The 2057-nt window shown below is 61.3% G+C and carries 3 protein-coding genes; all 3 read left to right on the top strand.

The window, feature by feature from the left end; genetic code table 11:
* Positions 1 to 550 (top strand): flagellar basal body P-ring protein FlgI (locus AAC035_RS20965; RefSeq protein ID WP_339807056.1); only part of this gene is annotated, 550 nt, incomplete at its 5' end.
* Positions 551 to 558: 8 nt separating this feature from the next.
* Positions 559 to 1605, top strand: a complete 1047-nt coding sequence (flgJ, locus tag AAC035_RS20960; protein ID WP_339807055.1) for a flagellar assembly peptidoglycan hydrolase FlgJ — start codon at positions 559 to 561, stop codon at positions 1603 to 1605.
* Between the two features lie 6 nt (positions 1606 to 1611).
* A partial coding sequence (locus AAC035_RS20955) for a flagellar basal body protein (RefSeq protein WP_339807054.1) occupies positions 1612 to 2057 on the top strand: 446 nt, incomplete at its 3' end.

The raw sequence follows: 2057 nt of genomic DNA, 5'->3' as shown, positions 1-2057 counted from the left end.
CGACACCATTACCTTCAACCTGCTGCGGGCGGATTTCACCACTGCGCGGCGGGTAGTCGAGACCATCAATGATTACCTTGGCGACGGCATGGCCTATGCCCACGACGCCACCTCGGTCTCGGTGAAAGCGCCGCGAGACCCGTCCCAGCGGGTGAGCTTTCTGTCGATTCTGGAAAACCTGGAAGTGGATCCTGCGGACGAGGCGGCCAAAGTGGTGATTAACAGCCGCACCGGAACCATTGTGGTGGGGCAGCACGTGAAGGTGAGTCCGGCGGCGGTCACCCACGGTAACCTGACGGTGACCATTGTCGAGAACCCTGAGGCGGTGCAGCCGGATCCGTTTACCGACGGCGATACCGTGGTGCTCCCGAATTCCGAGATTGCCATTACCGAAGACCCGGCGCGGATGTTCCAGTTTGGTCCGGCCACCACCCTCAACGACATCGTACAGGCTGTGAATCAGGTTGGTGCTGCCCCGGGTGACGTGATGGCGGTGCTGGAAGCTCTCAAACAGGCCGGCGCACTCCGCGCCGAGCTGATCGTAATCTAGGTGACGCCATGCAGGACCATCGTATTCAGCAAGCCGGAATCTACACTGACTTCAGTGGCCTGAACGCCCTGAAGAACCAGGCCGGCGATGATCGCAAGGGCGCCCTGGAAGAGGTGGCACGTCAGTTTGAAGGCCTGTTTCTGTCGCAGATGCTGAAGTCCATGCGGGCCGCCAACAAGGTGCTGGCCGAGGGCAATTACCTCAACAGCCAGCAGTCAGAATTCTATCAGGACATGTTCGACAGCCAGCTCAGTCTGAGCATGTCGCGGGGCCAGGGTATGGGACTGACCGATGCCATGGTGCGCCAGCTTGGCCGCAACATCCCGGGAATGGATGAGAACGGCAGTGAACTACCCGGTGCCCGCCGCACACTGGCGGACTATGACCGCAGTCTGCCGCCCTTGTCGCCACGGTTGCCGGAACGGGTCGAGGACGTCAACCGGTTGCTGGACGAGTCGATGCCAGCAGCCCGGGACGATGACGCCGCATTGGTGGCAGAGGTTGCTGTACCCGCAGATCCTTCGGTTGTGGCCGGATTACCTGAGCGCTTCGGATCGCCAAAAGAATTCGTTTCAAGCCTGTTGCCACTGGCTACCGAAGTTGCTGCCGAAACCGGCATCAACCCCCGTCTGATGGTGGCCCAGGCGGCCCTTGAAACCGGCTGGGGTCGGCACATGATCGAGGGCAGCGATGGCGAGCCCAGTTTCAACCTGTTTGGTATCAAGGCAGATCAGCGCTGGTCCGGCGAGGCGGTCAACATCGCAACAACGGAGTTCCGTGAAGGCGTCCCCATGAACGAGCGTGCCGATTTCCGCCGTTACACGGATTACCGGGAGAGCTTCCGCGACTATGTGGACTTCCTCAAGAGTAACCCCCGCTACCGGGAGGCGCTGAGCGTGGCGGATCAGCCCGAATTGTTTGCAGAGCGCCTGCAGCAGGCCGGTTATGCCACCGATCCCCGCTACGGAGCGAAGATCCGCAGCATCATGCACGGCGAACCGTTTGAGGCAGCACTGAGCCGCCTGCAACCGGTGTCCCGGGGCATTGAGGAGTAACCGGCCATGGCAGGATTGATAAACGTTGGCTTGTCCGGGGTGCTTGGTCACCAGGCTGCGCTGAATACCACCGGTAATAACATTACCAATGCCAATACTCCGGGCTACAGCCGTCAGGAAGTGAGCTTCGAGACTCAGCCGGGCCGGGCCACGGGTGCCGGTAGTATCGGCAGTGGCGTCAGTATTGCCAATATCCGGCGACTGGCGGACGAGTATCTGGCGGATCAGGTGCGCTCAGACAGCTCCCTGATGGCGGAGCAGGATGTGCTCAACCAGGAACTGTCCCGGCTGGACAACCTGCTGGGGGGCGAAACCACCGGGCTGAACAAGGCCCTGAACAACTTTTTTGCCAGCCTCCAGAACGCCGCAGAGGACCCGGGTTCGCTGCCCCAGCGACAGCTGGTGCTGAGTGAAGCCCAGGGTCTGGTCAACCGGTTCCAGGCGCTGCAGCA

Origin of the sequence: uncultured Marinobacter sp. (genome assembly GCF_963974375.1) — a bacterium.
GTDB lineage: Bacteria > Pseudomonadota > Gammaproteobacteria > Pseudomonadales > Oleiphilaceae > Marinobacter.
The sequence above is the reverse complement of the archived record's forward strand: the minus strand, read 5'-3'. Positions and strand labels throughout refer to the sequence as shown.